Source organism: Sulfitobacter sp. SK025 (assembly GCF_003352105.1).
GTDB classification, from domain to species: domain Bacteria; phylum Pseudomonadota; class Alphaproteobacteria; order Rhodobacterales; family Rhodobacteraceae; genus Sulfitobacter; species Sulfitobacter pontiacus.
Window position 1 is genome coordinate 506,518 of record NZ_CP025808.1, and the last position, 22,330, is coordinate 528,847.

Here is a 22,330-nt window from a genome sequence, read left to right on the forward strand (position 1 = left end):
GCCATTGCCACGATATAGCTGATGGCTATGGCAAAACGCGCATCCTCCAAATCCAAGGGCAAAGCCAAGTCCAAGACCCCGTCCCCTGCGGCGCAGCTGCGGTCGCTCAAGCGGCGTGTGGTTCGGGGCGCGTTCAAGTTGGTGCTCGCCGTGCTTGGCCTGTTGATCGCCCTGGTGTTGCTGTTCGCGGTGATCAACCCGCCGACGACCCCCTATATGTTCAGCGAAGGCCGCAGGCTGGGGGGCGTGGACCAGCAATGGGTCGCGCTGGAAGACATGGCCCCTGTCATGGCGCGGTCTGTCGTGGCGGCGGAAGATGCGAATTTCTGCGAGCACTGGGGCTTTGATCTGGCCGCGATCAAACGCGCCATCGCCGAAGGATCAAACCGCGGGGCATCCACCCTGTCGCAGCAGACGGTCAAGAACGTCTATCTCTGGCATGGCCGCACATGGTTGCGCAAAGCGCTTGAGGCCGGGATCACGCCGCTGGTTGAAACCGTCTGGACCAAGCGGCGCATCATCGAGGTCTATCTGAATGTGGCCGAGTTCGACGAAGGCATCTTTGGTGTCGACGCCGCGGCGCAACATTACTTTGGGGTGATTCCCGCCAAGCTGACCGCAACCCAAGCGGCGCGGCTGGCCGCGATCCTGCCGTCGCCGAAAACCCGTTCGGCCGCGCGCCCCTCTGCCGCGGTGCGCAAGCGCAGTGCCCAGATCCGCGATGGTGCGGCGACAATCAGCAAGGACGGACGGGCAGCCTGTTTCGAGAGTTGAAAAACCCAACCAAGACGGGCATGAGGATGAAACCCCTGTTTGTTAGTACCGGAACCCCTTATGGCTCGCCTGTTTCACGTCCCGCTTTCGCCGTTCTGCCGCAAAGTCCGGCTGAGCCTCGCTGAAAAGAAGATCGAGGTTGAACGCGTCGAAGAACGGTATTGGGAGCAAGACCCAGATTTCATGCGTCGCAATCCGGCGGGCAAGGTGCCCGTGTTGCAGCTTGACGGAATCATCATGTCCGAAAGCGCCGCGATCTGCGAATATATCGAAGAGACCCGCCCCGAACCGTCGCTGATGCCCTCTGATCCGGTCCAGCGGCTTGAAGTGCGTCGTCTGGTCAGCTGGTTCGACGACAAGTTCCACGACGAGGTGACCTCGAAGCTGCTCTACGAACGGGTCAACAAAAAGGTGATGAAGCAGGGGTTTCCCGACAGCCGCAACGTCAAGGACGGGGCCAAGGCGATCAAGTATCACATCGACTATATGGCATGGCTGCTGGACCACCGGCGCTGGCTGGCGGGCGACGTGATGACGTTGGCCGATTTCGCGGCGGCGGCGCATCTGTCCTCGCTCGATTATATCTCGGATGTGGACTGGAACCGGTCCGACGTGGTCAAGGATTGGTACGCCAAGATCAAGTCCCGCCCTGCGTTCCGGTCGTTGCTGGCCGATCAGGTGCCGGGCTTCCCGCCGCCGAAGCATTATAATGACCTTGATTTCTGATCCACGCCGCGCCCGATGTCTGTGACATCGGCTGCCGATACGGACGCCCTGCGGGGCCGGTTGGTGGCGCAGGCGCTGGACGAAGGCTTTGTCTCTTGCCGGATTTGCCGCCCTGACGCGGTGCCTGATGTGCCCGAACGGCTGCAGGCTTTCGTCGATGCAGGCTATCATGGGCAGATGGCGTGGATGGCCGACCGTATGGCGTGGCGCGGCAACCCTGCCGCCCTTTGGCCCGAGGCGCGGTCAGTGATCATGCTGGCCGAAAGCTACACCCCCGAATACGACCCGACCGAGGTGCTGAACCACCCCGACAAGGCGGGTGTGTCGGTCTATGCGCAGGGGCGCGACTACCACGACATCGTCAAGAAACGGCTCAAGCGGGTGGCGCGTTGGCTGGTGGCGCAGGAACCCTGCGAGGTGAAAGTCTTTGTCGACACGGCCCCCGTGCCGGAAAAGGCGCTCGGGCAGGCGGCGGGGCTGGGCTGGCAGGGCAAGCACACCAATCTGCTAAGCCGCGACTGGGGGAACTGGGCCTTTCTGGGCGCGATTTTCACCACGTTGGATTTCACCCCCGACACGGCAGAGGTGGATCACTGCGGGTCGTGCCGGTCCTGCCTCACGGCCTGCCCGACCAATGCCTTCCCCGCGCCCTATCAGCTGGATGCGCGGCGCTGCATTTCCTATCTGACCATCGAACACAACGGGCCGGTCGACCTAGAGCTGCGCAGCAAGATGGGCAACCGCATCTACGGCTGTGACGATTGCCTTGCCGCCTGCCCGTGGAACAAATTCGCCGTCGCGGCGAGCGATTTGCGCTATCACGGCGGTGTCGGAGCCCCCGATCTGGCAGAACTGGCGACGCTGGATGATGCAGCGTTTCGTCTGCGATTCAGCGGCTCGCCGATCAAGCGGATCGGGCGCAACCGGTTCATTCGCAATGTGCTTTATGCCATCGCCAATTCCGGTCAGGCGCGCCTGACCCCTGTGGCGCAGGGCCTGTTGGACGATCCGGACGCGACTGTCGCCGACGCGGCGCAATGGGCCGTGGCCCGTCTGCGCGAAAACCAAGGCTGACAGGGCTGGACCGCTGCGCCGGAACAGGTAAACCCTAGGAAAACGGTGCAAGGATAGTTGAATGGCGCTTTTGCTTGGGGTCGATACGGGCGGCACCTATACGGATGCGGTGCTGATCCGCGATGAAACCACGGTGATCGCATCGGCCAAGGCGCTGACCACCCGCGCCGATCTGGCCATCGGTGTGGGGCAGGCCGTGCGCCGCGTGCTGGCGGCGGCTGATGTTTCAGCGGGTCAGGTGGCGATGGCGTCGCTGTCGACCACGCTGGCAACCAATGCGCTGGTCGAAGGGCAGGGCGGGCGCGTCGCGTTGATCTATGTCGGCTTCAAGGAACGGGATCTTGAGACGCACGGGCTGGCAGGGGCGCTGAACGGTGACCCCTATCTGATCCTTGGCGGGGGGCATGACCACGCAGGCGCAGAGCGTGCCCCGCTGGACGAAGCCGCGCTGATCTCCTTTTTGACCGAGCAGCGTGAACAGGTCAGCGGTTTTGCTGTCGCCAGCCAGTTCGCCACGCGCAACCCCGCCCATGAACAACGCGTCGCCGCCTTGGTGACGCAAGTGACGGGGCGGCCCGTGTCGGCCTCGCATCAGCTTTCGGCCAAGCTCAACGGGCCGAAACGGGCGCTGACAGCGGTGCTGAACGCGCGGCTGATCGGGATGATCGACCGGTTGATCGGGCGGGCCGAGGATGTGTTGACCGACATTGGCGTCACCGCCCCGCTGATGGTGGTGCGGGGGGACGGGGCGCTGATCTCTGCCGCGCAGGCACGGGAACGGCCGATTGAAACGATCCTCAGCGGGCCTGCGGCCTCTATCGTGGGGGCGCGGTGGATGACCGGTGCGGCGCGTGCGTTGGTCAGCGATATTGGCGGCACCACCACCGATGTGGCCCTGTTGCGCGATGGCCGGCCCGCGATCGATCCCGCAGGGGCCCGCGTCGGCAGCTACCGCACGATGGTAGAGGCCGTTGCCATGCGCACCACTGGTCTGGGGGGCGACAGCGAGGTGCATTTCCTGACCGAAGGCTTGCAGGGGGGTGTGACGCTGGGGCCCAAGCGGGTCTTGCCCATTGCCCTCATCGCGACGGAGGCATCCGAGGTGGTTCATGCCGCGCTTGATGCGCAGCTGCGCAGCACCACCCCCGGCGAATATGACGGGCGCTTTGTGCGTGCCGTGGCAGGTCAACCGCGCGAGGGGATCTCGGCGCGTGAACAAATGCTGCTGGACCGTATTGGTGACGGGCTGCACCCGATGGCCGACGTCCTGCGCGCACGCATAGAGACAGGCGCGCTGAAACGTCTGGTAGAGCGTGGCTTGGTTCAGCTGGCCGGCGTTACGCCATCGGACGCAAGCCATGTGCTGGGACGGGTCGCGACGTGGGACGCAGAGGCCGCAGGCAAGGCGCTGCGGTTGTTTGGACGGCGACGCACAGGCGCGGGGCAGATGCTGGCCCCTGATCCCGCCGCTATGGCGCAGATCATCGTGGATCAACTGACCGAACAGACCGCGCTGGCCATGCTGGAAGCGGCGCTGGCGGAAGAAGAGCCCGCCTTTGATACAGAACCCGAAACGCTGGCCCGCCACGAGCTTTTGCAGCGCGGGTTGCGCGGGCACGCGGGGCTTGTGCGGATCGAGGCGGCGTTGAACGTGCCGGTGATCGGGCTGGGGGCCTCTGCCGCGGCCTATTATCCGGCGGTGGGGGAACGGCTGGGCACGCAGATGATCCTGCCCGAACACGCTGCAGTGGCCAATGCCATCGGAGCAGTCGTGGGCAGGGTGACCATGCGGGAAAGCGGCACGGTGACGTCCCCGGCAGAGGGGCGGTTCAGGGTGTATCTGGCCGGCGGGCCGCAGGATTTCACGGATCAGGCACAGGCGCTGGGCGCGCTTGAGGTAACCCTGCGCGACAAGGCAGAGGCGGCGGCGCGGGCGGCGGGGGTGGTCGATGTGCAGATCGACGTGCAACGCGACATCCGCCACGCAGAGGTCGAAAGTCGCAAGGTCTTTATCGAAGCGCTGCTGACGGTCGAAGCGACAGGCAGGCCAAGGGTCGCATCGGCCTGACGCCGCCCAAAAGAAAACGGCGCAAACCCGAGGGGCTGCGCCGTTTTGCGTTTATTCTGCTGCCGCGCGTTTGGGCAGGACCCAATCGGGGCGCGGGAAGTGGCAGGTATAGCCGTTTGGAATACGCTCCAGATAATCCTGATGCTCGGGCTCTGCTTCCCAGAAATCGCTGACGGGTTCTACCTCTGTCACGACTTTGCCTGGCCAGATGCCCGATGCCTCTACATCGGCAATCGTGTCCAGCGCCGTGGCTTTCTGGTCCTCGTCGACATAGTAGATCGCCGAACGATAGCTCAGCCCGCGGTCATTGCCCTGACGGTTCAGCGTTGTCGGGTCGTGGATCTGGAAAAACAGCTCCAGCAGGTCACGATAGCTGATGACGTCGTCGTCAAACATCACCTCGATCGCCTCGGCATGGGTGCCGTGGTCGCGGTAGGTGGCATTGGGCACATCGCCGCCCGAATAGCCCACGCGGGTCGATAGAACCCCCTCGCGTTTGCGGATCAGGTCCTGCATGCCCCAAAAGCATCCTCCGGCCAGTACTGCGCGTTGTTCGCTCATGCTACATCCTCCACTTGGTTGATATAATCGCCATAGCCTGCGTCTTGCATGTCGTCACGATGAATGAAGCGCAAGGAGGCGGAATTGATGCAATAGCGCAGCCCGCCACGATCCGCGGGACCGTCGGGGAAGACGTGGCCCAGATGGCTGTCCCCATGGGCGCTGCGCACCTCGGTGCGGATCATCCCCAGCGACGCGTCACGCAGTTCGGCGACATGGGCCGGTTCGATGGGTTTGGTAAAGCTCGGCCAGCCGCAGCCGGAGTCATATTTGTCCGAGGACGCGAACAGCGGCTCGCCAGAGACGATGTCTACGTAGATGCCTGGCTCTTTGTTATCGAGCAGCTTGCCCGTGCCCGGCCGTTCGGTGCCGTTCTGCTGGGTGACACGGAATTCTTCGGGGGACAGAGCGTTAATGGCGGCGTCGGTCTTTTCATAGGTCGGCATGCGAGGCTCCTTTGCGGTTTGATACATTAAATGGGGCCTGCGCGGGTTTTTCAAAGGGGTAATGCACCGACGCACCGATCTGTGACCGCCCGCCTATCGCCCAACCCCTTGGCTTGCAGGTCAGGCCCTGCGCTGCCGCGAGACCTGAACCGCAAGAATACCCAAGGCAATCACGGCGACGCCGATGATATCCTGAACCCCCAGCGGTTCGCCCAGCAACAGCCAGGCAATCGCCACCCCGAAAAACGGGTTGAGGAAATGGAAGGTCGCGGCGCGGGTGGCTCCGATACGGTTGACCAGCCAGAACCATACCACCGTCGCCAGCAGCCCCGGCACCAGACAGGTATAAAGGAACGCCAGCGCCAGCGGCCAGCTTGGGCTGATGTGCGGCGTCTCGAACAGCAAGGTCGCAATCGACAGCGCCACGCAGCCGACAAGCATCTGCAAGCCCACCACCATCAGGAAGTTCCCGCCAGAGGTCGCACCGCGCACCAGCAGGGTCGCCGCAGAGAGCGCGACCACACCGACGCCGCACAGCAGCAGCCCCGTCAGATCGACGCCGCCGCTGATCCTTGCACCCATAATGATGGCCACCCCGATCACACCGGCGATCAGCCCTGCAATGCCCAACGGCTTGAGCTTTTCCCCCAGAAACAGCCATGTCGCCAGACCGACCAGCAACGGCATGGTCGAGGCGATGATCGCCGCCAGTGACGCCTGTACGGTCTGCATCGCGACAAAGTTCATCCCCAGATAGACCGCGTTTTGCAGCACGCCGAAAATGATCGTCGCCCGCCATTGCGCGCGCGTCAGCCGCCACGTCTGCCCAAGCGCCAGCGCGACCCCCACGCCGATCAGGCCAGAGATCAGATACCGCGCCGACAAAGCCATCAAGGGGGACGCATCCGCGACGATAATCCGTGCCGATGTAAAGGCAGAGGACCACATGACGGCGAAGGCCAGCCCCATGAGAATTGCACGTATATCCATGAGGGGGCCTTTCAGGTTTTCCAGTGGGCGGAGACTTCCGCAGTTGCCCGACAGGGGCAAGCGCATTCAGCGCAACGCAGACCTGCGCCAAACGCAAAGGGCCGCCCGTGGGCGACCCTTTGTCAGAACAGACTGTGATCAGTCTTATTCGTTAACGCTGTCTTTCAGCGCTTTCGCGATGGTCATCTTAACAACCTTGTCCGCGTCTTTCTTGAACTGTTCGCCGGTGGCAGGGTTGCGCACCATACGCTCGGGGCGTTCGCGGCAGTAGATTTTGCCAATGCCGGGGAGTGTCACAGCGCCACCGCCGGAGACTTCTTTGGTGATCAACGCGCAAACCGCGTCCAGTGCCGCGCTTGCTGTTTTCTTGTCTTCGCCCATTTCCTCAGCCAAAGCCGCGACGAGCTGGGTTTTTGTCATTGGTTTAGTTGCCATCTTGTTTTTCTCCTTCGTCCGCCCGGATTAGGGCCTCACGCGCAGAATGTAACGGTATGTTGTGGCTGAACACAACGAATAGGTCGCAAGAAACCGCGAAAACATGCCATTTTCAGCCGATTTCGGCCTTTAGAGAAAGGCAGTTTCGTCAAACGAGCGCAATTTTCGGCTATGCAACCGCTCTAGCGGCATATCGCGCAGCTGTTCCATCGCGCGAATACCGATCATCAAGTGTCGTGCGACCTGCGTTTTGTAGAAATCGGACGCCATACCGGGCAGCTTCAATTCACCATGCAGGGGTTTGTCCGACACGCATAGAAGCGTGCCGTAAGGCACCCGGAAGCGGTAGCCGTTGGCCGCAATCGTTGCGCTTTCCATATCCAGCGCCACGGCGCGCGACTGGCTGAGCCGCTGCACCGGACCGGATTGATCGCGCAATTCCCAGTTGCGGTTGTCGATGGTGGCAACAGTGCCCGTGCGCATGATCCGCTTCAACTCGTAGCCTTCAAGCTGGGTGACCTGTTCAACGGCGTCCTCCAGCGCGATCTGGATCTCGGCCAGCGCGGGGATCGGAACCCAGACCGGCAGGTCGTCGTCCAGCACGTGATCCTCGCGCAGATAGCCATGCGCCAGCACGAAATCTCCAAGCGCCTGTGTGTTGCGCAAACCGGCACAGTGGCCGACCATCAGCCACGCATGGGGCCGCAGCACGGCGATGTGGTCGGTCGCGGTTTTCGCGTTGGACGGACCGACGCCGATGTTGACCAGCGTGATCCCGGACCCGTTCGCGCGCTTGAGGTGGTAGGTCGGCATCTGCGGAGTCTTGACCGACGCAGGCAGCGGCGCGTCGCCGTCCGAAATCTCGACATTGCCGGTAGAGACGAAGGACGTGTAGCCGCTATCGGGGTCACGCAACATAGCGCGGGCGTATTCCTCGAACTCGGTCACGTAGAACTGGTAGTTGGTGAACAGCACGTGGCTTTGGAAATGTTCGGGGTCGGTCGCGGTGTAATGCGTCAGCCGTGCCAGCGAATAATCGACGCGCTGCGCGGTGAAGGGGGCCAGCGGGCGCACGTTGTCCAGCGGCAGATAGGTGCCGTTGACGATGTCGTCATTGGTTGTGCTCAGGTCCGGCACGTCAAACACATCGCGCAGGGTGAAATCCGCGGCACCTTCCTGCGGGATCGTCACGCTGTCGTCATTGCTGACCGCGAAATGCACGGGGATCGGCGTGTCGGATACCGCGATGGTCACGGGCTGGCCGTGGTTTTCGATCAGCAGACGGATTTGTTGTGTCAGGTAATGTTTGAACAATTCCGGCCGCGTGATCGTGGCCGAGAAGGTGCCGGGGGACGACACATGGCCGAACGACAGCCGTGAATCCACCTGCGCATAGCTGGAGGTGGTAAACCGGATCTCGGGGTAGAAGGCTCTGATCCGCGTTTCCGGGGCGGCGCTGTCCATCGCCTTCTGGAAATGCGCGCTCAGGAAGCCTGTCGCTTGGCTGTATAGCTCTATCAGCCGTGCAACGGCGGCAGCAGCATCGGTGAACTGTTCGGCGGGGCGGGCGTCTGGGGTCAGGATTCTGGTCATGAAACAGGCTCTAACAAAGGAATAAATTCAAAACTGCGCACATCAACCAAGCCGAGGTCAGAGATGCGCAATTCGGGAATGACAACAAGCGCAAGCAGTGAATGCTGCATATAGGCGTTGTTCAGCGTGCAGCCACAGTCGCGCATTGCCTGCATCATGGCTTCGGTCTTGGCGGCGACGTCGGAGGCGGGGTTGTCGGACATCAGGCCAGCGATCGGCAGCTCGACCATGGCCAGCTCTGCCCCGTCCTTGAAGATGGTGATCCCGCCGCCAACCTCGCGCAGACGGTTCGCGGCCATCGCCATATGCTCGGTATCGGTGCCCACCACGATCATGTGGTGACTGTCATGCGCCACGGTGGACGCCATCGCCATCGGCCCCTGATAGCCAAAGCCAGACACCAGCGCGTTGACGACAGTGCCGGTACCGCGGTGCCGTTCGACCAGTGCGATCTGGCACACTTCGCCCGTGGACTGCACGCGCCCTTCGGTCACCGGCAGCTCGAATTTCAGCGCGCGGGTGGGGGCCTGATTCTCGACCACGCCGATGACATTCGCGGTGACGGCATTGGCCCCCGCAGGTGCGGTGATCTGGAAATCATCCGCGCCAAGGGCTTTGCCCATGTTGACGGTCTGCCGCGCATGGGGCGGCCAATCGTAATGCGGGCAGTCTACCAGACACGCGCCATCCTCTGCCACGATCTGCCCCCGCGCGATCACCGTCTCGATGGGGAGTGTCTTAAGGTCAGAGGTCAGGATCACATCGGCCCGCCGCCCGGGCGTCAGCGACCCGATCTCGCGTTCCAGCCCAAAGTGGGTCGCGGTGTTGATCGTCGCCATTTGCAGCGCGACCAACGGGTCGCAGCCGCAGTCGATGGCATGGCGCACCACGCGGTTCATATGACCGTCATTCACCAAGGTGCCGGAATGGCAGTCATCGGTGCACAGGACCATGTTGCGCGAATCCAGCCCTTTTTCGGTGATCGCGGTGATCTGTGTTTCAACGTCATACCACGCGGACCCCAGCCGGATCATCGACCGCATCCCCTGACGCATCCGCGCAATGGCATCCGCCTCGCAGGTGCCCTCGTGATCATCCGCAGGGCCGCCCGCCACATAGGCCGCAAAGGCGGGCCCCAGATCGGGGGAGGCATAGTGCCCGCCCACGGTCTTGCCCGCGCGTTGCGTTGCGGCAATCTCGGCCAGCATCTTGGGGTCGCCCGCGGTCACACCGGGGAAGTTCATCATCTCGCCCAGACCGATAATACCGGGCCAGTGCATGGCCTCGGCGACATCCTCTGCCGTGATTTCAAAGCCGGTGGTTTCCAGACCGGGGGCGGATGGCGCACAGGACGGCATCTGGGTGAAGATGTTCACCGGCTGCATCAGGGCTTCGTCATGCATCATGCGCACGCCTTCCAGCCCCAGCACATTGGCGATCTCATGCGGGTCGGTGAACATCGACGTGGTGCCATGGGGGATCACAGCGCGGGCAAATTCCGCCGGCGTCAGCATACCGCTTTCGATGTGCATATGCCCGTCACACAGGCCGGGGATCATATAGCGGCCCTTGGCCTCGATCACCTTGGTCGTGTTGCCTTTGCAATGGCTGGCGTCCGGCCCGACAAAGGCAATGCGCCCCGCCTTGATCGCGATATCATGGTCCGGCAGGGTTTCGCGCGTGTGGACGTTGACCCAGATACCGCCGGTGATAATCGTATCCGCAGCGCTGCGTCCTGCCGCAACAGCGACCAGTTGATCGGCCACATCGGGCCACGAGGGGAATGTGTGTTCTTTCATACCTGACGTTGACACGAAGATCGCCCGAGGTTCAAGCCAGAGCCGTCCAGCGCCGTGGCGTTTGCACTGTCCGTGCTGACTGGGCTAACTGTCTGCAACCGACAGGACATAAGGCGACCCCATGAAGATCATGTTTGTGCACCAGAATATGCCCGGCCAATACCGCGAGCTGGTGCAATGGCTGGCCGATCAACGCACACACCAGATCTATTTCCTGACCCAACGCAAAAATCCGCCCCGTTTTGATGGCGTCGAGACACGGGTCTACAAGGCGCATCACAGACCGGCAGAGACTGCCTATGGGCTGTCGAAGAACTGGGAGGAATCTACCGGCAACGGCTTGGGGGCCGCCCGCGCGGCCAAACAGATCGAGACCCGCGAAGGGTTCAAACCCGATATCGTGGTGGGGCATGTGGGCTGGGGGGAGCTGACGTTTTTCAAGCAGATCTGGCCCGATGTCCCGATCATCGGCTTCTTCGAGTATTACTACAGCGATACCGGCGGCCCTGTGGGGTTCGACCCCGAAGACCCCGTGACCGAGAATACCCCCTTTCTGTTGCACGCGCGCAATGCCGTGCCGCTGGCCAATATCGAAACCGTCGATGTCGGGCTCAGTCCGACCTACTGGCAGCGCGACCGTTTTCCGCAAAGCTTTCATCGCAAGCTTTATGTTTGTCACGACGGGATACGCACAGACCAGCTGCGCCCCGATCCGGCGGTGACGCTCAAACTGGGGCGGATGGATCGCGCCCTGACCAAGGATGACGAGGTGCTGACCTTTGTGTCGCGCAACCTTGAACGCACGCGGGGCTTTCATGTGTTTATGCGCGCATTGCCACGCATCCTGAAGCAACGCCCCAATGCGCGGGTGTTGGTGGTAGGGGGCAACGACACCTCTTATGGCGGCAAAAGCAAACACCCCGGGGGCCTCCGCGCCGAGATGGAGGCAGAGGTGGGCAAGCACGTCGATTGGTCGCGGGTGCATTTTCTGGGCAAGCTGTCCTACGAGGATTACCAGAAGGTGATACAGATCAGCCGCTGCCACCTTTATCTGACGATGCCATTTGTGCTGTCGTGGTCCCTGCTCGAGGCGATGGCGATGGGCGCGACGATTGTCGGCTCTGACGTGGCCCCCGTGCGCGAGGCGATTACCCATGGCGAAACCGGTCTGCTATGCGATTTCTTCGATCCCGATGCGCTGGGCGATCAGGTGGCGGATGTTCTGGGCAATCCGGCGGCCTATGCGCATCTGGGCCCGGCGGCGCGGGCGCATGTGGTCAAAACCTATGACTTCCTGACCAAATGCCTGCCGGAACATATCGCGCAGATGAATGCATTGGTCCCCGAGGGGCAGCGGATCGCCTTGCCCCGGACCCCCACCACATAGAAAGGACGCCTCATGGAGAAAACGCTGCTGTCGATCGGGCATGGCTTTAGCGCGCGCGCCCTTGCCGCACGGCTGGTGCCGCAGGGCTGGCGCATCGTCGGCACCACGCGCAGTCCCGACAAGGCAGATGCCATCGCGGACACAGGCGTTGAACCCGTCGTCTGGCCGGGGGCCGATCTGGGGGCGTTGATCGCGCAGTTTCCCAATGTGCTCGTCTCGGCCGGACCGGACAGCGCAGGCGATCCGGTCTTGAATGCGGTCGAGGATGCAGTCACCCGCGCCGCGCCCGATCTGCGGTGGGTCGGCTACCTGTCGACAACAGGGGTTTACGGCGACCACGACGGCGATTGGGTGGACGAGGACACGCCGCTGACGCCATCGACCAAACGCGGACGCGCCCGTGTCACGGCAGAGGCACGGTGGCAGGCGATCCCCGATCTGCCGCTGCATATCTTTCGCCTCGCAGGGATCTATGGCCCCGGACGCGGCCCCTTTGCCAAGGTGCGGGCCGGAACGGCGCGGCGGATCATCAAGCCGGGGCAGGTCTTCTCTCGTATCCATGTCGAGGATATTGCCCAAGCGCTTGAGCTGTCCTTGCAGCGGCCCGACCCGGGCGCGGTTTATAATCTATGCGACGATGACCCCGCGCCGCCGCAAGACGTGATCGCCCACGCGGCAGAGCTGCTTGGCCTTCCCGTGCCCCCCGCGATCCCCTTTGATCAGGCCGATATGACCCCCATGGCCCGCAGCTTTTACGCGGAAAGCAAGAAGGTTCGGAACGACCGTATCAAGCAGGCGTTAGGCTGGGCACCGCAGTTCCCCACCTATCGGGCCGGGCTGGCGGCATTGCTTGCACAAGACAGCTGACCTTTGGGGGGTATATGCACAATATCGAGGAGCGTAGCCTCACCCATCTGCTGGACGGGATGGAGCAAGCGGCCAGCCGCGAGATGGTCACGATCAACGATGTGCTGAACGAATTCGGAGAGCGGTCCCTGCTCCCGTTCATTCTGCTGGCCGCGCTGCTGTTGGTGTCGCCGCTGTCCGGTGTCTTTGGTGTGTCCAGTTTCATGGCGATGGTGATCATCGTGCTGTCGGCGCAGGCGGTCTATGGGCGCAAACGTCTGTGGTTGCCGCAGTTCCTGCTGCGCCGCGAGGTCAAGTCATCGCGGTTGCTGTTCTGCGTGCGGTGGCTGCGCAAGCCCGCGGCGTTTTTTGATCGCCACTCGGGCAAAAGGCTCCAGTTTCTGACGACAGGGCCGATGCGTCTGCTGACGTTGGTGACCTGCGTGATTCTGCCTGTGGGCTGGCCATTGCTTGAATTCGTGCCCTTCGCATCGTCCTTCGGGGGCGGAACGGTGGCGCTGTTCGCCTTTGGCCTGTTCACCCGCGACGGGCTTTATGTGCTGCTGGGGTATCTGACGATCCTGCTGACATCGCTGACCTTTTACGCCGTCATTTTCTGATTACCCCAGATAGGCGCGCAGCGCGTCAGGCGGGTTGTCCATCAGCGCTGCGGCAGGCTGCGGCGGATGCGCGGTGCCACCTTCGACAAAGATCACCTGATCCGCGATGCGGCGCACGTCCTCGGGGGCATGGGTGACCATGATCAACGCGGCTTTGGTCTCTGCGGCGAGGGCGGCCACCAGATCCAGCATGTCGTTGCGCAGGGCGGGGCCAAGTGCGGCAAAGGGTTCGTCGAGCAGCACAAGCGGGCGGGCTTGCACCAGCACCCGTGCGAGGGCCACACGGCTTTGCTGCCCGCCGGAAAGCTCGGAGGGTTTGCGCCCGGCCATCCCCTGCAGCCCGACACGATCAAGCGCCTCGTGTACACGGGTTTGGTCCGCGGTGCCGAGCCGCAGGTCGGGGCGCAGCCCCAGCCCTACATTCTGCATCACGCTGAGATGGGGAAAGAGGTTGTTATCCTGAAAAAGCATCGTCATCGGCCGCGCACCGGGGGCGGCTTGGGTGATGTCTTTGCCCTGCCACAGCAGCCTGCCGGACCTGAGCGGAATGAACCCGCAAAGCGCCCCCAGCAGGGTGGACTTCCCCGCACCCGAAGGGCCGATCACCGCATAGGTCTGCGCGGGCGCAAGGCTCAGGTCGGCGTGCAGGGTAAAGCTGCCTTGGGTGATCTGCGCGGTCTCAAGCGTCAGCATGCCAGCGCCCTCCCTTGTCGAATATCCAGAAAATCCCAAGCGACAGCGCCAGCAGGATCAGGGCCGCACCGGCCGCGGCCTCCATCCGGTAGGCCCCCATCAACCGGTACATCTGCAGCGGCAGGGTGGCACTGTCGGGGTCGGCGAACAAGGCGATGACCCCCAGATCCCCCATCGACAGGGCACCGGTCAGCCCCGCGGCAAAGCCGATCTGCGGGCGCAAGCGTGGCAGGATCAGCCAGCGCCAAAGCGGCCATCCGGTCAGCCCCAGCATCTGCGCCTGCCGGCCATAGATCTGCACCGTGTCGCGCAACCGCGGCACCAGAATACGCAGGGCAAAGGGCAGGGCCATCAGCGCATTGACCAGCGCCGTGACGGGCAGGGCCAGCGCAAAGGGGCTGGCGACAGGGTTGATCAGAATGAACCAGCCGGTGCCGATCATCAGCGGAGAGGCCGCAAGCCCCAAGAGGCCCACGGCCTCTACCCCGCCGCGGGCGCGGGTCGCGATCCATCCGGCAAGGGGCAGGGCCAAGGCCAGCAATACCACCACGCTGATCAGCGCCACGATGAGTGAGGTGCCCGCCGCCTGCCACACGCTGGCGGGCATTTGCGGCAGGCCGATCACCCCGCGCAGCACGACCGAGGTCAGGGGCAGCAGCAGAAACCCCGCTGCCAATGTGATGAACAGCGCGTCGAGCCACCGTTGCAGCCCACCACGTGCGTCCCAGCGGTGCAGGGGGCGGTCCTGCCCGCCGCCCAGACTGATCGCGGGGATGATCCACAGCGCCAGCGCGGCGGTGCTGCCGGCAAGGCCAAGCTGCACCAGCGACAGCAGCGCTGCACGGTTCAGGTCAAAGTCGAAACGGAACGCCTGATAGATCGCAAGCTCGATCGTCGTGGCGCGGGGACCGCCGCCGAGGGTCAGCGCCACGGCAAAGCTGGTCAGGCAGATCACAAAGATCAACGCCGCGGTGCCGGGCAGGATTTGCCGCAGGAGGGGAAGCTCGATGCTGCGAAATACCGCGCGCGGGGTCAGGCCAAGCTGTGCGGCCAGCCGGAACCGTTCCGCGGGCACGGTCTGCCACGCCTGCAACAAAAGCCGCGTGGCCAGCGGGAGGTTAAAGAAGACATGTGCCAGCACCACACCGTGCAGCCCGTAGATCGTGATGCCGGGCAACCCGACCGCCGCCAGCGCCGCATTGAGCCAGCCCGCGCGGCCAAAGACCGCAAGCACCCCCAGCACGGCGACAATCACCGGCAGGATGAACGGTGCCCCCAGCAGCGTGACCAGCAGCCCGCGCCCGACAAAGCGCCGTCGCGCCAAGGCGCGGGCGACAGGGATTGCCAGCACGGTAGACAGCAGGGCGGAAAGCGCGGCCTGTAGCACGGTAAACCGGATCGCGGACCAATCGGCCGGGCCAAGCCCGCTGCCGAACTCGGCCCGCCACAGCACCGCCCCCACCGCAGCAAGGATCAGCGCCGCAACCAGAATGGCGGCGCTGATGCCGGATTTCGTGCTTATTGCGACAGCGCGGAGAGCCATTCGGCCAATGCTTCCTCGCGCAGGGCGGGCACGTCATCGTTCGGGATCAGCAACGCCTTGCCCGGTTCGATCAATTGTTCAAAGCCTTCGGGCAGCCCGCCTTGGGGCGTGACGGCAGGGTACATCCAGTTGGTCGTGGGCAGCACCGATTGCGCCGCGTCCGATACCATGAACTGCATGAACTGATCGGCCAGCTCGGGCTGGTCGCTGCCCGCCAGTTTGCCGACCACTTCGATCTGCATGTAATGGCCTTCGTCAAAGGCGGCGGCGGCTTTGGTCGCGTCCTCTTCGGCGATCAGGTGGTAAGCGGGGGATGTGGTATAGCTCAGCACCATGTCGGCCTCGCCCTCAAGAAACAGGCCGTAGGCTTCGGACCAGCCCTTGGTCACGGTCACGACGTTATCCGCCAGACCTTCCCAGATCGCAGGGGCCTCGTCGCCATAAGCGTCCTTGACCCACATCAGCAGGCCCAGACCGGGGGTAGAGGACCGCGGGTCCTGAATCACGATCTTGAGGTCACTGTCGGCCAGAGCGCGAAAATTCGCGGGCGGGGTCAGATCGACGTTATGGACAAAGGCGAAATAGCCCCAGTCATAGGGGGCAAAGCTGTCGTCTTCCCATGTGACCGGCAGGTCATAATCCGCGTTCACTGTGGCGGGCGCGAACAGCCCTGTCTCCTTGGCCGCCGCGATCAGGCTGGTATCAAGCCCCAGCACCAGATCGGCGTCAGACCGCGCGCCTTCGAGCTTGAGCCGCGCCAGCAGCGCCGCGCCATCGCCCATACCGACGAATTTCAGATCGCAGGCGCATTCGGCCTCGAAGGCCGCTTCGATCACCGGGCCGGGGCCCCATTCGGCGACAAAGCTGTCGTAGGTATAGACCACCAGTTCGGGCGTCTCGGCCCATGCCTGCGTGGCGAAAAGCGTGGTGGCAGCAAGTGTAAGATACTTCATGGCATCCTCCAAAATGCGGCGTCAGAAAGCGTTGGAGGTGTATCCAGACCTTCCCTCCGCCGGTGTTAACCGGTTCAGGTTCAACGGGTCCGTGCGCGCACATCTCAGCCTGTCAGGCCCCCCGAGGTATCTTGTCGGTAGAACGCCTGTCGTCCGCGCGCAAGGTGAAACCCCTTGAGGCATGGTGCAGCCCCCGTTAAGGATCACCGCCAAAGGAGCACCGCCCATGTCGATCAACAGCTTTGGCCATCTTTTCCGCGTGACCACCTGGGGCGAAAGCCACGGGCCTGCTTTGGGGGCCACGGTGGACGGCTGCCCTCCCGGTGTGACGATCACCGAAGAGATGATCCAGCACTGGATGGACAAACGCAAACCCGGCCAGAACAAATACACCACGCAGCGCCGCGAGGCGGATGAGGTGCGGATCCTGTCGGGCGTGTTCGAAGGTGTCACCACCGGCACGCCGATCCAGCTGATGATCGAGAACACCGACCAGCGGTCGAAGGACTACGGCGACATCAAGGACAAGTTCCGCCCCGGTCACGCCGACATCACCTATTTCCAGAAATACGGCATCCGCGATTATCGCGGGGGCGGGCGGTCCTCGGCACGTGAAACCGCGTCGCGTGTGGCGGCGGGTGGCCTTGCGCGCGAAGCGATCAAGGCGATTGCACCGAATGTGCAGATCACCGGCTACATGGTGCAGATGGGCCCGCACAAGATCGACCGCGATGCGTTCGATTGGGACCAGATCGAACAGAACCCGTTCTGGGTGCCCGACGCCAAAGCGGCAGAAGAATGGGCGGCGTATCTGGACGGTCTGCGCAAATCCGGATCCTCCGTCGGTGCGATCATCGAGGTGACAGCGCGCGGCGTGCCCGCCGGCCTTGGCGCGCCGGTCTATGGCAAGCTCGACACCGATCTGGCCGCCGCGATGATGAGCATCAACGCCGTCAAAGGCGTGGAGATCGGCGAAGGCATGTCCGCTGCCATGCTGACCGGAGAGCTGAACGCGGACGAGATCAGCATGGGCCCCGACGGCCCTGTCTATTCGTCGAACCACGCGGGCGGTATTCTGGGTGGCATCAGCACCGGTCAGGACATCGTGCTGCGTTTTGCGGTCAAGCCAACGTCAAGCATCCTGACCACGCGCAAGACAATCACCAAGACCGGCGAAGATACGCAGATCATCACCAAAGGCCGCCATGACCCCTGCGTCGGCATCCGCGCCGTGCCGGTGGGCGAAGCGATGATGGCCTGCGTCCTGCTTGACCATATGCTGCTGCACCGCGGTCAGGTCGGCGAAAACCGCGGCATCATCGGCTAAGTCACGCGGAACGCTTGGATTTTCCGCGTGTTGGCGGGAATACGACGTGCAAGTTGACGCGGGGTCTTGCAACTTGAAACCTGCGGGCGCAAGCATGCGCCATGCAAAGCACCACGACAGAGCACCGCCCCGGCCGGGCCATCGCCCTTAAACTGGGGGCGGTCTTTCTGTTCTCGGTCATGGCGGCCCTCATCAAGATCGCGACGGCCACCGTGCCCGCCGCCCAAGCCGTGTTTTACCGTTCGTTCTTTGCCTTCCCGATGATCATCCTGTGGCTATGGCAAAGCGGCGACCTGCGCGACGGGCTGAAGCCCAGCAATCTGATGGGCCACGTCTGGCGCGGCGTTTTCGGGACCACGGCGATGGCGCTGACCTTTGCCGGGCTTGGCCTGCTGCCCCTGCCAGAGGTCACCGCGATCGGCTATGCCACGCCGCTTTTCACGGTAATCTTCGCCGCGATATTTCTGGGCGAACAGGTGCGTGTGTTCCGACTGTCTGCGGTGGCCGTGGGGCTGATCGGCGTGCTGATCGTTCTGTATCCCCGCTTTACCGTAGGCGGGGATAGCGTGTCGCAGCTTGCCATGCTGGGGGCGATGATGGTCGTTGCCGCGTCTATCATGCGCGCGCTTGTCCAGATCCACGTGCGCCGATTGGTGCAAACCGACAGCACGGCGGCCATCGTGTTCTATTTCTCGCTCACCGCGACCTGCCTGTCGTTCCTCACGCTGCCCGCAGGCATGGTGATCAACTGGGAACCGCTATGGTGGGTGAACCCCGGTTGGCAAGTCTCGGCACTATTGATCCTGTCGGGTATGATCGGCGGGGTATCACAGATCATGATCACGGCTTCTTACCGCTTTGGCCCGGTGTCGATGCTCGCCCCGTTCGACTATGCCTCTATGCTGTTCGCGGTGTTGATCGGCTGGGTGCTTTTCAGCGAAATCCCGACGCCTGCAATCCTGATCGGTGCCGGTCTGGTCATCGCCGGCGGTGCCGCGATCATCTGGCGGGAACGGCAGTTGGGACTGGATCGATCCAAATCCAAGGCCAGCAGCACGCCACAGGGGACGCCCAGCTGACCGGTTGAAATTACGTGCCCTGATTGAATTTCATGTTAGCCTAACCCTCTAGGGTGTGGAGCAGCGGATATCCCGTCGGTGCTGCACCCTGTTTTCTGGGAGGGAAGAAAGATGAAATTTACCAAGATTATCGCAACTGCCTTGTCCATCGGTGTCGGGGCATCTGCCGCATGGGCGCAAGACTGTGACCATTCGCATTGGGGCCCTGACGACCAGCTGGGATCGGCGAACCTGATCTCGACCGAGCGCACGTTGGAGGCCGCCAAGCTGATCAAGCAGGGGAAATCGATGCCGCTTGGGATCGTGATCGGGCCGGATACACCTGCCTTCCCGCCCCGTTCGCTGAGCCTTCAGGTGGTCCAGCCGAACCAGCACGGCGGCCAAAAGCTGTCGTCCTTTGGCTATGAAGGCAATTATAACGACGATCTGCTGCAAACCTGGATCGGTATCGGGTCGCAGTTGGACGGGCTTGGGCATCTGGGCGAAGACGGGATGTATTATAACTGCCTGGACGAAAAGGAAATCTCGGCGATCAGCGGCCTGACCAAATTGGGGACGCATGCCGTGCCGCCCTTGGTCGGGCGTGCCGTGATCATCGATATGGCCAAGCACATGGGCAAAGATGTGTTGGCCGCCGGAGAGCATTTTGGCGAGGCAGAGATTACCGCCGCGATGGAGGCGCAGCAGATCACGGTAAACGAAGGGGATATCGTGCTGTTTCACACGGGCTGGACCGACGGCATGATGGAAAGCGACCCGACGGCCTGGGGGTCCACCGAACCGGGGCTGAACAACGAAGGCGCGGTGTTTATGGCGTCGATGAACCCGATGGCCGTGGGTGCAGACACATGGGGCCTAGAAGCCATTCCACCGAAAGAGGGGGACAAGGTGTTCTATGGCCACGTCACGCTGCTCAAGGACAACGGCATCTATATTCTGGAGACGATGAACACAGGACCGCTGGTCGCTGAAGGCGTGCAAGAGTTCATGTTTGTGCTCGGGCAGCCGCTGATCAAAGGCACGGTACAGGCGATGATCAATCCGGTCGCGCTTTACTAACACGACGTGCTGCACCGCAGGCGCGGGCACGAAAACGGCGCGGGGGGGAACCCCTCGCGCCGTTTGTTTTGATTGGGCAGTTCAGGACCGGACGAGCTTTTCGTAGTCTTCCGAAATCTCGCGGGTGAGCGCGCCGACCTCGAAGGTGTAGTCGCCGATCTGTCCGACGGGTGTGACCTCGGCCGCGGTGCCGGTCAGCCAGCATTGCTCGAAGCCTTCCAGCTCTTCCGGCATGATGTGGCGTTCGTGCACGGTCAGGCCCTTTTCCTTGAGCATCCCGATAACGGTCTGACGGGTCAGCCCGTTCAGGAAGCAATCGGCCAGTGGCGTATGCACTTCGCCGTCCTTGACGAAAAAGATGTTCGCGCCGGTCGCTTCGGCCACATAGCCACGGTAGTCCATGAACAGCGCGTCGGAACAGCCTTTGGCCTCAGCCGCGTGTTTGGAGGTGGTGCAGATCATATACAGGCCCGCCGCTTTGGCGTGCACGGGGATCGTTTCGGGCGACGGGCGCTTCCACTTCGAGATGTCGAGCTTGGCGCCCTTCATCTTGGCGTCGCCGTAATAGTTGCCCCATTCCCAGCCCGCGATGGCCAGACGCACAGGGTTGCGCGCCGCCGAGACACCCATGTCGGGGCCGGCACCACGCCACGCGACCGCACGGACATAGGCATCGGTCCAGCCGTTCGCCTTGAGCATTTCGTATTTCGCGGCTTCGATCTCGTCCACGGAATACGGGATTTCGAAATCGAGGTATTGCGCCGATTTGCGCAGCCGTTCCGAATGCTCGCGGCCTTTGAAAATCTTGCCATTGTAGCAGCGTTCGCCCTCGAACACCGATGACGCATAGTGCATGGCGTGGGTCAGGATGTGGACATTGGCGTCGCGCCAATCGACCATTTTACCGTCCAACCAGATTTTGCCGTCGCGATCGTCGTATGCGCCGTCCATGATGTATCCTTCCTCAAAGCACCTCGGGATTTATGAAAATTGCGTGAAACCCGCTGCGTGCAGACATATAATTACGCAAAACATGGGATTCGATAGCCTTTGACTCTTGGAAAGTCAATAACGCTGACGTAAGCTCTTGGCGCAGCAAGGGGAGAGTATAATGGCAGACGGACGCGGCCCATCATCACACACGGGCGAGAACCTGCTGTTCCTGACGGATGAACAGCTGCGGCAGGGGATCGAGGCGATGTTCTTTGCCTACCGCGGTTTTACAGCCGACCCTGACAAGATCCTTGTGGATATGGCCTATGGCCGTGCGCACCACCGTGCGATCCACTTTATAAACCGGGCACCGGGCACGACGGTAAACAACCTTCTGGGGATTTTGGGTGTTACAAAACAATCCCTTAATCGTGTATTGCGCACGCTGATCGCCGATGGTCTTGTCAAAAGCCAAGTGGGAAAAGCAGACAAGCGGGAGCGGCACTTGTATCTGACTGACGCCGGGCGCGCGCTCGAACAGACATTGTCTGATGCACAACGGATGCGGATGCGCAGTGCGTTCCGCGACGCGGGCCCCGAGGCGGTCGCCGGTTTCCGCACCGTGCTAGAGGCGATGATGGACCCCGAAATGCACCATTGTTACACCCGTCTGAAGGAAAATGGCGCGTGAACGAGGCCGACGCACACCTGCTGATCGTCGATGACGACGAACGTATTCGCACGCTGCTGCAGAAGTTCCTGATGCGGCACGGGTTCCTTGTGACCTCGGCCCGCGATGCCGCCCATGCGCGGCGTATTCTGGCGGGACTGGATTTTGACCTGATCGTGCTGGATGTGATGATGCCGGGCGAGGATGGTCTAAGCCTGACGCGCAGCCTGCGCGAAGACATGCAAACGCCGATCCTGCTGCTGACCGCCAAGGGCGAGACGGGCAACCGGATCGAAGGGCTGGAAGCGGGGGCGGATGATTACCTTGCCAAACCGTTCGAACCCAAAGAGCTGCTGTTGCGGATCAACGCGATCCTTCGGCGTATGCCCGACACCCGCGTGGCTGATACCGCGCCCAAGGTGCTGTCGATGGGGCCGATCCGCTATGACATCGAACGCGGAGAGCTGTGGCAGGGCGACGATCTGGTGCGGCTGACCGCCACCGAAATCCAGCTGATGCGCATTTTCGCGGCCCAACCGGGCGCCGCGCTGAGCCGGTCAAAACTGGTGGAGGAACTGGGCCGTGACCGCGGGCAGGCGCAGGAACGTGCTGTCGATGTGCAGATCACCCGTTTGCGCCGCAAGATCGAAGACAATCCCAAACAGCCCCGCTATCTGCAAACCGTGCGCGGCGCGGGCTATATGCTGGCCCCCGACTGATCACCCGCTGCCTTGGCGGTAAATGTGGTGTCGTG

At 62.7% G+C, this 22,330-nt stretch carries 22 protein-coding genes and 1 riboswitch; of the genes, 12 read left to right on the plus strand and 10 right to left on the minus strand.

Translation table 11 applies throughout. The features are described 5' to 3' along the window. The first annotated feature begins 27 nt into the window (after nucleotides 1–27). The 4 genes from mtgA to C1J04_RS02340 all read left to right on the plus strand — a co-directional run bounded on the left by mtgA (nucleotide 28) and on the right by C1J04_RS02340 (nucleotide 4,642). Nucleotides 28–774, plus strand: coding sequence for a monofunctional biosynthetic peptidoglycan transglycosylase (mtgA, locus tag C1J04_RS02325; protein WP_037954060.1), 747 nt, complete (start codon nucleotides 28–30; stop codon nucleotides 772–774). Nucleotides 775–834: 60 nt separating this feature from the next. Beyond that, entirely contained in the window at nucleotides 835–1,500 is a 666-nt protein-coding gene (gene fzlA / locus C1J04_RS02330; protein WP_005850934.1) for an FtsZ-binding protein FzlA, read from the plus strand. Nucleotides 1,501–1,515: 15 nt separating this feature from the next. Beyond that, nucleotides 1,516–2,574 (plus strand): tRNA epoxyqueuosine(34) reductase QueG, encoded by a 1,059-nt coding sequence (gene queG / locus C1J04_RS02335; protein ID WP_009825793.1) that lies wholly within the window; start codon nucleotides 1,516–1,518, stop codon nucleotides 2,572–2,574. 61 nt (nucleotides 2,575–2,635) lie between these two features. Further along, nucleotides 2,636–4,642 carry a hydantoinase/oxoprolinase N-terminal domain-containing protein gene (locus tag C1J04_RS02340; RefSeq protein ID WP_009825794.1) on the plus strand — a complete coding sequence of 669 codons (2,007 nt, stop codon included), beginning with the start codon at nucleotides 2,636–2,638 and terminating at the stop codon, nucleotides 4,640–4,642. A gap of 51 nt (nucleotides 4,643–4,693) precedes the next feature. Here the strand turns inward: C1J04_RS02340 and msrA are convergent, their stop codons facing one another. The 6 genes from msrA to ade all read right to left on the minus strand — a co-directional run bounded on the left by msrA (nucleotide 4,694) and on the right by ade (nucleotide 10,466). After that, on the minus strand, nucleotides 4,694–5,203 hold the full coding sequence (gene msrA, locus C1J04_RS02345; RefSeq protein ID WP_037942922.1) for a peptide-methionine (S)-S-oxide reductase MsrA: 510 nt from the start codon (nucleotides 5,201–5,203) through the stop codon (nucleotides 4,694–4,696). Next, complete coding sequence (gene msrB / locus C1J04_RS02350; RefSeq protein WP_037954063.1) at nucleotides 5,200–5,649, minus strand: peptide-methionine (R)-S-oxide reductase MsrB; 450 nt, start codon at nucleotides 5,647–5,649, stop codon at nucleotides 5,200–5,202. The genes msrA and msrB overlap by 4 nt, the downstream gene beginning before the upstream one ends. 120 nt (nucleotides 5,650–5,769) lie before the next feature. Further along, nucleotides 5,770–6,639 (minus strand): DMT family transporter, encoded by an 870-nt coding sequence (locus C1J04_RS02355; protein ID WP_037954066.1) that lies wholly within the window; start codon nucleotides 6,637–6,639, stop codon nucleotides 5,770–5,772. Nucleotides 6,640–6,783: 144 nt separating this feature from the next. Further along, nucleotides 6,784–7,074 (minus strand): HU family DNA-binding protein, encoded by a 291-nt coding sequence (locus C1J04_RS02360; RefSeq protein ID WP_235183739.1) that lies wholly within the window; start codon nucleotides 7,072–7,074, stop codon nucleotides 6,784–6,786. 129 nt (nucleotides 7,075–7,203) lie between these two features. Beyond that, nucleotides 7,204–8,667 (minus strand): AMP nucleosidase, encoded by a 1,464-nt coding sequence (locus C1J04_RS02365; RefSeq protein WP_005850943.1) that lies wholly within the window; start codon nucleotides 8,665–8,667, stop codon nucleotides 7,204–7,206. Further along, nucleotides 8,664–10,466, minus strand: a complete 1,803-nt coding sequence (gene ade, locus C1J04_RS02370; RefSeq protein ID WP_009825797.1) for an adenine deaminase — start codon at nucleotides 10,464–10,466, stop codon at nucleotides 8,664–8,666. The genes C1J04_RS02365 and ade overlap by 4 nt, the downstream gene beginning before the upstream one ends. A gap of 121 nt (nucleotides 10,467–10,587) precedes the next feature. On the opposite strand from ade, the gene C1J04_RS02375 reads away from it, so the two are divergent. Genes C1J04_RS02375 through C1J04_RS02385 form a run of 3 tightly spaced genes read left to right on the plus strand, consistent with a single transcriptional unit; the run spans nucleotide 10,588 to nucleotide 13,319 of the window. Beyond that, entirely contained in the window at nucleotides 10,588–11,853 is a 1,266-nt protein-coding gene (locus C1J04_RS02375) for a glycosyltransferase family 4 protein (RefSeq protein ID WP_009825798.1), read from the plus strand. A gap of 12 nt (nucleotides 11,854–11,865) precedes the next feature. Next, nucleotides 11,866–12,720, plus strand: a complete 855-nt coding sequence (locus C1J04_RS02380) for an SDR family oxidoreductase (RefSeq protein WP_009825799.1) — start codon at nucleotides 11,866–11,868, stop codon at nucleotides 12,718–12,720. 14 nt (nucleotides 12,721–12,734) lie between these two features. Beyond that, nucleotides 12,735–13,319, plus strand: a complete 585-nt coding sequence (locus tag C1J04_RS02385; protein ID WP_009825800.1) for an exopolysaccharide biosynthesis protein — start codon at nucleotides 12,735–12,737, stop codon at nucleotides 13,317–13,319. On the opposite strand, the gene C1J04_RS02390 is transcribed toward C1J04_RS02385, so the two are convergent. The 3 genes from C1J04_RS02390 to thiB are packed head-to-tail and all read right to left on the minus strand — an operon-like array spanning nucleotide 13,320 to nucleotide 16,508. Further along, nucleotides 13,320–14,012, minus strand: a complete 693-nt coding sequence (locus tag C1J04_RS02390; protein ID WP_009825801.1) for a thiamine ABC transporter ATP-binding protein — start codon at nucleotides 14,010–14,012, stop codon at nucleotides 13,320–13,322. Beyond that, entirely contained in the window at nucleotides 13,999–15,555 is a 1,557-nt protein-coding gene (locus C1J04_RS02395) for a thiamine/thiamine pyrophosphate ABC transporter permease ThiP (RefSeq protein WP_009825802.1), read from the minus strand. Before C1J04_RS02395 ends, C1J04_RS02390 begins: the two co-directional genes overlap by 14 nt. Then, a complete protein-coding gene (thiB, locus tag C1J04_RS02400; RefSeq protein ID WP_009825803.1) occupies nucleotides 15,531–16,508 on the minus strand; it encodes a thiamine ABC transporter substrate binding subunit in 978 nt (325 codons plus the stop codon). The genes C1J04_RS02395 and thiB overlap by 25 nt, the downstream gene beginning before the upstream one ends. A gap of 34 nt (nucleotides 16,509–16,542) precedes the next feature. Further along, nucleotides 16,543–16,642, minus strand: a riboswitch (TPP riboswitch). Nucleotides 16,643–16,734: 92 nt separating this feature from the next. Here thiB and aroC point away from each other — a divergent pair. The 3 genes from aroC (at nucleotide 16,735) to C1J04_RS02415 (ending at nucleotide 19,973) form a co-directional block, all read left to right on the plus strand. Further along, nucleotides 16,735–17,835 (plus strand): chorismate synthase, encoded by a 1,101-nt coding sequence (aroC, locus tag C1J04_RS02405; protein WP_009825804.1) that lies wholly within the window; start codon nucleotides 16,735–16,737, stop codon nucleotides 17,833–17,835. A gap of 101 nt (nucleotides 17,836–17,936) precedes the next feature. Continuing rightward, nucleotides 17,937–18,914 carry a DMT family transporter gene (locus tag C1J04_RS02410; RefSeq protein WP_009825805.1) on the plus strand — a complete coding sequence of 326 codons (978 nt, stop codon included), beginning with the start codon at nucleotides 17,937–17,939 and terminating at the stop codon, nucleotides 18,912–18,914. Nucleotides 18,915–19,025: 111 nt separating this feature from the next. Then, complete coding sequence (locus C1J04_RS02415; RefSeq protein WP_005850953.1) at nucleotides 19,026–19,973, plus strand: cyclase family protein; 948 nt, start codon at nucleotides 19,026–19,028, stop codon at nucleotides 19,971–19,973. A gap of 81 nt (nucleotides 19,974–20,054) precedes the next feature. On the opposite strand, the gene C1J04_RS02420 is transcribed toward C1J04_RS02415, so the two are convergent. Continuing rightward, entirely contained in the window at nucleotides 20,055–20,924 is an 870-nt protein-coding gene (locus C1J04_RS02420) for a branched-chain amino acid aminotransferase (RefSeq protein ID WP_005850954.1), read from the minus strand. Between the two features lie 160 nt (nucleotides 20,925–21,084). Here C1J04_RS02420 and C1J04_RS02425 point away from each other — a divergent pair, with 160 nt between their 5' ends. Continuing rightward, nucleotides 21,085–21,597 (plus strand): MarR family winged helix-turn-helix transcriptional regulator, encoded by a 513-nt coding sequence (locus tag C1J04_RS02425; RefSeq protein ID WP_005850955.1) that lies wholly within the window; start codon nucleotides 21,085–21,087, stop codon nucleotides 21,595–21,597. Beyond that, complete coding sequence (locus C1J04_RS02430) at nucleotides 21,594–22,295, plus strand: response regulator (RefSeq protein ID WP_005850956.1); 702 nt, start codon at nucleotides 21,594–21,596, stop codon at nucleotides 22,293–22,295. Before C1J04_RS02425 ends, C1J04_RS02430 begins: the two co-directional genes overlap by 4 nt. Nucleotides 22,296–22,330 lie beyond the last annotated feature (35 nt).

Coding starts and splice junctions, on each gene's coding strand:
- C1J04_RS02380 (WP_009825799.1), top strand. CDS start 11,866: ATGGAGAAAACGCTGCTGTCGATCGGGCATGGCTTTAGCGCGCGCGCC.
- C1J04_RS02425 (WP_005850955.1), top strand. CDS start 21,085: ATGGCAGACGGACGCGGCCCATCATCACACACGGGCGAGAACCTGCTG.
- msrA (WP_037942922.1), bottom strand. CDS start 5,203: ATGAGCGAACAACGCGCAGTACTGGCCGGAGGATGCTTTTGGGGCATG.
- C1J04_RS02410 (WP_009825805.1), top strand. CDS start 17,937: ATGCAAAGCACCACGACAGAGCACCGCCCCGGCCGGGCCATCGCCCTT.
- C1J04_RS02340 (WP_009825794.1), top strand. CDS start 2,636: ATGGCGCTTTTGCTTGGGGTCGATACGGGCGGCACCTATACGGATGCG.
- ade (WP_009825797.1), bottom strand. CDS start 10,466: ATGAAAGAACACACATTCCCCTCGTGGCCCGATGTGGCCGATCAACTG.
- thiB (WP_009825803.1), bottom strand. CDS start 16,508: ATGAAGTATCTTACACTTGCTGCCACCACGCTTTTCGCCACGCAGGCA.
- C1J04_RS02375 (WP_009825798.1), top strand. CDS start 10,588: ATGAAGATCATGTTTGTGCACCAGAATATGCCCGGCCAATACCGCGAG.
- C1J04_RS02420 (WP_005850954.1), bottom strand. CDS start 20,924: ATGGACGGCGCATACGACGATCGCGACGGCAAAATCTGGTTGGACGGT.
- mtgA (WP_037954060.1), top strand. CDS start 28: ATGGCAAAACGCGCATCCTCCAAATCCAAGGGCAAAGCCAAGTCCAAG.
- C1J04_RS02360 (WP_235183739.1), bottom strand. CDS start 7,074: ATGGCAACTAAACCAATGACAAAAACCCAGCTCGTCGCGGCTTTGGCT.
- fzlA (WP_005850934.1), top strand. CDS start 835: ATGGCTCGCCTGTTTCACGTCCCGCTTTCGCCGTTCTGCCGCAAAGTC.
- C1J04_RS02390 (WP_009825801.1), bottom strand. CDS start 14,012: ATGCTGACGCTTGAGACCGCGCAGATCACCCAAGGCAGCTTTACCCTG.
- C1J04_RS02395 (WP_009825802.1), bottom strand. CDS start 15,555: ATGGCTCTCCGCGCTGTCGCAATAAGCACGAAATCCGGCATCAGCGCC.
- C1J04_RS02365 (WP_005850943.1), bottom strand. CDS start 8,667: ATGACCAGAATCCTGACCCCAGACGCCCGCCCCGCCGAACAGTTCACC.
- queG (WP_009825793.1), top strand. CDS start 1,516: ATGTCTGTGACATCGGCTGCCGATACGGACGCCCTGCGGGGCCGGTTG.
- aroC (WP_009825804.1), top strand. CDS start 16,735: ATGTCGATCAACAGCTTTGGCCATCTTTTCCGCGTGACCACCTGGGGC.
- msrB (WP_037954063.1), bottom strand. CDS start 5,649: ATGCCGACCTATGAAAAGACCGACGCCGCCATTAACGCTCTGTCCCCC.
- C1J04_RS02385 (WP_009825800.1), top strand. CDS start 12,735: ATGCACAATATCGAGGAGCGTAGCCTCACCCATCTGCTGGACGGGATG.
- C1J04_RS02415 (WP_005850953.1), top strand. CDS start 19,026: ATGAAATTTACCAAGATTATCGCAACTGCCTTGTCCATCGGTGTCGGG.
- C1J04_RS02355 (WP_037954066.1), bottom strand. CDS start 6,639: ATGGATATACGTGCAATTCTCATGGGGCTGGCCTTCGCCGTCATGTGG.